The 6,122-nt window shown below is 38.6% G+C and carries 2 protein-coding genes and 1 pseudogene; 1 reads left to right on the top strand and 2 read right to left on the bottom strand.

The window, feature by feature from the left end; translation table 11 throughout:
- Positions 1–205: 205 nt before the first annotated feature.
- Entirely contained in the window at positions 206–3,061 is a 2,856-nt protein-coding gene (locus tag QME58_13835) for a choice-of-anchor J domain-containing protein (GenBank protein MDI6804895.1), read from the bottom strand.
- A gap of 139 nt (positions 3,062–3,200) precedes the next feature.
- A complete protein-coding gene (locus QME58_13830) occupies positions 3,201–5,177 on the bottom strand; it encodes a carboxypeptidase regulatory-like domain-containing protein (GenBank protein MDI6804894.1) in 1,977 nt (658 codons plus the stop codon).
- A 406-nt stretch (positions 5,178–5,583) separates the two neighbouring features.
- On the opposite strand from QME58_13830, the pseudogene QME58_13825 reads away from it, so the two are divergent.
- Positions 5,584–5,685, top strand: a pseudogene (locus QME58_13825) (ABC transporter ATP-binding protein).
- The last annotated feature ends 437 nt before the right edge of the window (positions 5,686–6,122 follow it).

Genomic DNA, 6,122 nt, shown 5'->3' with positions numbered 1-6,122 from the left:
TTAAATATACAAAAAAAAGTATTCAATAAGTCAATTTTTGGAACCGCCCTTAATTAAATTCGTATCAAATTATTAAAACGAATTGTAAATTACAAATTATCAAACAAAATCAAAATGATTGGAGACGATAATTATTCCCGAATGTTAATGTTGACGTGTGAAGTTAACTATGATACGGATGTATTATGAAATTTACCCAAACATACTAGGGAGTTATAAGAACAAGTTTTCCATCTTGTTTAATTTTTATCCAATATCCTTTCCCAGGCACTAGAACGGTTACAGGCATATACCCCAAATTATATCCATAAATACTCGATATTATATTATTATCCGGCAGTTGTATAATTGAGCTTGTTGGAATTGAAAATGAAACGGAACCAACTAAATTCCATCCTGCTTTTACATCGACAGTATCAATAAGACGCGGCAAGCCATCAATGTTTATGTATTGATACGCACCGAACTTCAACCAGTAACCGGTTCCGTTCTTTAGCGTCGCTTGGGCATCGTAAGCGCCGTCGTATGAGAAGGTATTCGATATAGATGTGGGGAAAATCTTCGTTTTAGTGTAATCCGAAACTGTAACCGGAACCGATACCAAATTCCATCCGCTTGTATAATCAACAACGACAGAGAATACACCTGGCGAAAATTCGTCCGCTCCAATATCTGGAGTCGAAGTACTCCTTGTGTTACCATCGATATCGGTTGTGATGCCTGGAATCGGTAAGCCAGCAGAATTAACAGGCGACGATACAGACGTAACAATGTGTAAATTACCAGTAGCTTTTGAAACAAATATCGGGTCAGCGCTGATACTTAAGCTATCTTGCTTTGGTGCGAAAGAATTTTTCCAATCGTTCAGTGTTACTCTGTTGCTTATGTTAAAACCGACTACACCTTTAGCGCTGGGTGTATATAAGTCGTTGTTGTTAGATACGAAATTTGTAGGTATAGGAGAAAGATATATTGCGTAAGCTTTATTGTCAGTAGATGTGCCCGTTAGGTTTGTTTCGTTAAAGACAATGTTGTTTTTCAGAGAGATATTCACGCCACCATAAAACTCAAAGCCAGTTGTACGACTTAGTGGAGAAGTCGAGAAATCAATTCCCGAAAGATATATAGAGTTATAATAGTAGCCGTCGCCCATGTTAGCGGTGTTGCTGCTGTAAATTCCGCGTGAATAATTAACTTGTGTGCCCGAACCGTATGATAAAACATTATGGATAAAATTATTATAAAATTTTGAGTTAGAAGTTGAACCAGAGCTATTTTCTATTCCAACAGCCCACGAAAAATTTACGACAGTCAAAATATTAGAAATTATATTTGCGCGGACAATAGCACCCGATACCCCGTCCGCAATCCAGATTCCGTGCACATCGTTCGTACCGCCAACCTGTTTCCAGTCGTGTATGTAGTTGTTTTCGATAACGACACCGCTTAACCATTGTGCAGCGATGCCTATAGAACCATGCTTCGTAATGTCGCAGTTCGAAATAGTATTCCCAACAGCGGGAAAACTACTGTTGTAACCAGTAATTAAAATTCCAAAATATCCATCTGTAGATAGTAACGAATCTGCGCCTGTTGAAATACAGAGATTTTTTATGATGTTGCTATCGGCGCTTGCACCAAAAACACTGACGACGCGTATACCGATTTTACCATTATTACCCAATAAATTTATAGTAAGGTTTTTTTCTTCTAAGCTACTGTTAGAGCCGTCTATAATAATTTTCGTTGCACCGCTAATCTTAAAACCGTAAGGTTTATCTGCGGTGGAGTTTATATTAATCTTAGGAGACTTGCCGCTCGCCGGTTTGATGATAACTTTGTTTGTGGATAACGAATAATCCAAATCAGGAATTGCGACCGGCGATTCATTATAGACACTACTGATGAGTGATAATGTAATATCGCCAGAGATAATATTTTTGGACAACGAATCGACGGCTGCATTGATTGTCGGGATATCGCCCCCCGCTCCAACGGTAAAAGTTCCAGCCAACAATATTGCAGCATTGAAATTTATTCCCAACGAATCGTTTGCGGAATTTTCGTCGCCGGTAAGGAGTGAATATACTCTAACTTTGTAAGCGCCGTTGATGAGGGGGGTATAACTGTCGAAAGTTACAGATGTCGACTGGTTTGTGTTTAATGACGATACTGTTTTGTTGCTTTCGAACATCTCACCCGTAGGTGAAAAAATTCTCATTCGGACCGGAATGTTAGAAAGCACCGAGCTTCCAACATTCTCAAATGTAGCAGTCGGATTAAAAGTACTTCCTTGTGTAAGCTTAGTACCGTGAATTGGGAAGTCAATTGAAACAACTTTCATATCTTTTTGTAATTGTGGTCTTACAATTTGTACCAAATCAATCCCCACATAATCAGAATTAAAACCCGATATACCCCCGTCGTACATTAGATATCTAAAAGCTATGTAGATGTTACTGCCGTTTGTGACAAAGTTTTTTAAAGCATATTTTTTCTGCGTCCAACCAGTAGTAGAGGTTTCAAAGTAATCCAAACTTTTCGTGAATGATGCGATGGCAGTATCGGTGGTAGAAATTCGCACTTCAACAGAATCAGCCCACGAGGAGTAATCTGGAGATCGGTGATAGAAGGTGAGAGTATCATTCGAGCTTATAGCTGGTATAAGTGGCGAAATTAACCATTCATCAATATAAAAATCGTTGGCGCCTTGGTAGTTTGCTGCCGCATACCCATTGCCAGAATATGCCGTAAAAATAGATGGATTTCCCTGAAACCAAGGACCGGTTGTTCCGCCACCGTCTTTGTTTACTGTTTTCCAACCTAATGGTGGAAAACCTGATGTGCCTTCAAAGCTTTCTTCAAATACAACAGTAGAAGCGGGTGTTATTTGAGAAAAATAAAAAGTTTTAAAAGGGGAGTATATCACCGATTGAGAACGATTGTTGAATATCTCTTTAATCGGGAAGCTCTTATTCTTGCTTTTCTCCGTAGTAAAAAGTAACCCCGCTGGTGTAATGCTCAGCATCAAGATGAATAAGAGAGTAACTCTTCTAATCATAAATTCACTTTAATTGTTTGTACAAAAAAATTTACAAAATATTTCCATCTCTACCAAATGGGAAATAATTTTAAAAACCCGTCCTTCAATCGTGATTTGAAAAACGGGTTTTTGAGGAATCAACTACTTAAGGAGTTACCTATTTGACTAATAACATTTTTTTAACGCTTGAAAAAGTCAAGCTATTATCAAGTGAATTTGCAGTGATCTTATAGAAGTAAACACTGCTGCCCACTATTCTACCGTTGGTATCGGTTCCATTCCACACTACGGAATAATTACCGGTGTTTAGTTCACCGTTTAGCAATGTGGTAATCTGTTGACCTAACAGGTTGTACACAGTTATATTCACTTTGCTCATTTTTGGAATCGCAAAACTAATCTCGGTTGTTGGGTTAAAGGGATTAGGATAGTTCTGATTTAATGAATATTTGTCGGGCAAATTATCATTTCCACCTATTCCTAATGTTGCACTCGAGATAAGTATCTGTGCATTTTCTTCTGTATAATTATTCTCTGAGCTTACAGAATAAACCGGCGTGCTTACTGCATTGTATCCTTCTTTATCGACCACGACTTTATACGATCCCGGTGCTAAATTCGACAATTCGAATTTTCCATCTTCTTCAGTAATATCGTAACTTACAATCGAATTAGTAGCGAGTGATACAGCATATACGGTTACGCCTTGAATAATGTTATTCTTGCCGATTACGTTAACTGTTCCGAGAATGCTTGCGAAACCACTTGTCGGAATCGGAAGAACACAAATATCAATTCCTGTAGTGTTTCCATCCACCATAAAACTATCGGCATTTGCCCAGCAGAAAATTCCACAACTATCTGCGTCGTACCAAGCAGGAGCGTAAAAAGCAAGTGGGTAAGCTTTTGCGAGGTAATATCCTGAGTTTAAGAAGTTGAATGCATAATTACCGAGTGTATCGCTAACTGTGTATCGGACTGGCATAATTCGGTTTGCAACTTTTTGGAACAATACAACCTTAGACATAACACCATCGCTAAGCTCGTTTTTAACTTTTCCTGTTAAGCTGTTTTGTGTATCAGGATTCAGAACCAAGTCAAAATTAATTCCGCTTGTGTCGCCGACTATAGTTATTTTGTCGGCATCGAAGGGTGTAAGTTTATTGTTGTAGAATTCTGGAATATAACCGAGTTTTACCGCCAGCGCTATGTACGAAAATCCGGCAGGCACTCGAACGGTATAATTGCCATTCTCATCGGTGCGTGCTTTACCTATAATACCGGATATTGTACCAAACCCATGTACGTACATCAATTCCTCTCTATTGCCAAAAAGGTATCCGTCTTGGTTTTGAGCCATGTTTATTGTGCGGTTGGTTCGCATAAAGAGAACATGCGCGTCATTGAGTGGAGTCAGTGCTACGCTGTCGATAACAGTTCCGCTGACAGATACCCATACAGGCGGCGGTGGTATTATCACACGCTTTAAACCGAAGTTTGCAGTGCTTGTATCACCTACAGTTATTGATACTGGTGTAGCATTTTCGCGTGTTAGAGAATTGTCGAACCATTCGGGAATGTATGTCCACTTGCTTGCATAGACGAGGAATGTTCCCGTATCCAATGGCGCAAAATAATTGCCAAAAGAATCTGTTCGGGCTTCGCGCCAATACATCCAACCGTTCAATTTATAAAACCTCAATCTTACTCCGCCGATCGGTTCAGCAGTTGAATCGTTTATAATATTTCCTGATATGAAACCTCGAACCATATTAGGTGGAGGGGGTGTTGAATCCGGAACAAATACAACTTCGTTGCTTGGTAAGCTCTCGTTTAAATTGTTTTGGATTGCGGTTACATAATAACGGTAAATATGTCCTGGCGGAACCATCGGGTCCACAAAGTGTAACATTCTCGTTACAGCAATTTTAACGAACGGCCGATCATTAACCGCTTTATAAATAATAAATTGGAAATTCATAATCGAATATTCCCATTGTAGTTTAGCATAGCTAAAACTCTGTGGGTTATTTAATTTTTCGACTGTCAAATTAGTTGGAGCTGCAGGTAGCTGTGCCATCGCAACGCCAACGAATAAAAACAGAAGTGCAAAAATAGTTATTTTTTTTAACATGAAATCTCCTTAATATTTGTTTGTAAAATACTTCATTTAATTGTATTCGTAATGCAGCCAAGTTTTATGCCACTAAATTCCAGTTCAATTTGTGATAATACTATCGAATTGGAAACGAAAACGCTAACTTTTAAAAACTTTTCGAGAAGGAAATAATGCTTCTGCGGGAATTGGCAAAACTCTCTGCGGGAATGGCAAAATCAGGCGAAAAATGGGAAATCAATTGCAAACGCCAAGGCGTATAAGGCACAGTACTTACGAATAACAAGAGGAACACAGAAAGAAGATTTACAACAAGCTGAAGCAAATTTCAAAAATGCTGGGGAGGATTATCAACGGATTAGCAACCTATTCGAAATGAGTTGTGTAAGTAACAAACAGAAGGGTGATACCCAACGTGCGCACATTAATTCATAAACCCAAATTAATTTTTCTTGACGAACCCACTACTGGTGTCGACCCTGTTTCGAGGCGAGATTTTCGGAGAATTTTAACAGCGCTTCTAAAAACGGACGTTCTATAATAGGATTGTAGATATTGAAAAACAATCAAAAATAAATTTGAAATGTTCAGAATATGTATAATTCATACTTATATTTTAGCAGGAAAATAAAATTTTCACATATAACAAGTTAAGAGGCTAACGATGTGTGATATTAGTAAGAGCGGTAGAGGTTTAAAATATAGGTGGATTCATCATTCATCATTCGTCATTCGATATTTCCCGAAGGGACTCTAGTCCCATCGGGACGGAGCGTAATTCGTCCGCCTCAGGCAGAATCCACCAATCCAATAATCCAACAATCCCAAAATCCATCACTCCACTACTCCATTTATCCATGTATCCAATTTCATATTCTCTCGGTGAACTTGTCAAACCGCTTTATTAAAAAAGGCTCATCGTGGAAGTGAGTGGGTAAAAATGATAGATAGAAACAGCGTAAC

The sequence above is a fragment of the Bacteroidota bacterium genome (assembly GCA_030017895.1).
In the GTDB taxonomy this organism is placed as follows: domain Bacteria; phylum Bacteroidota; class Ignavibacteria; order UBA10030; family BY39; genus JASEGV01.
The sequence above is the reverse complement of the archived record's forward strand: the minus strand, read 5'-3'. Positions and strand labels throughout refer to the sequence as shown.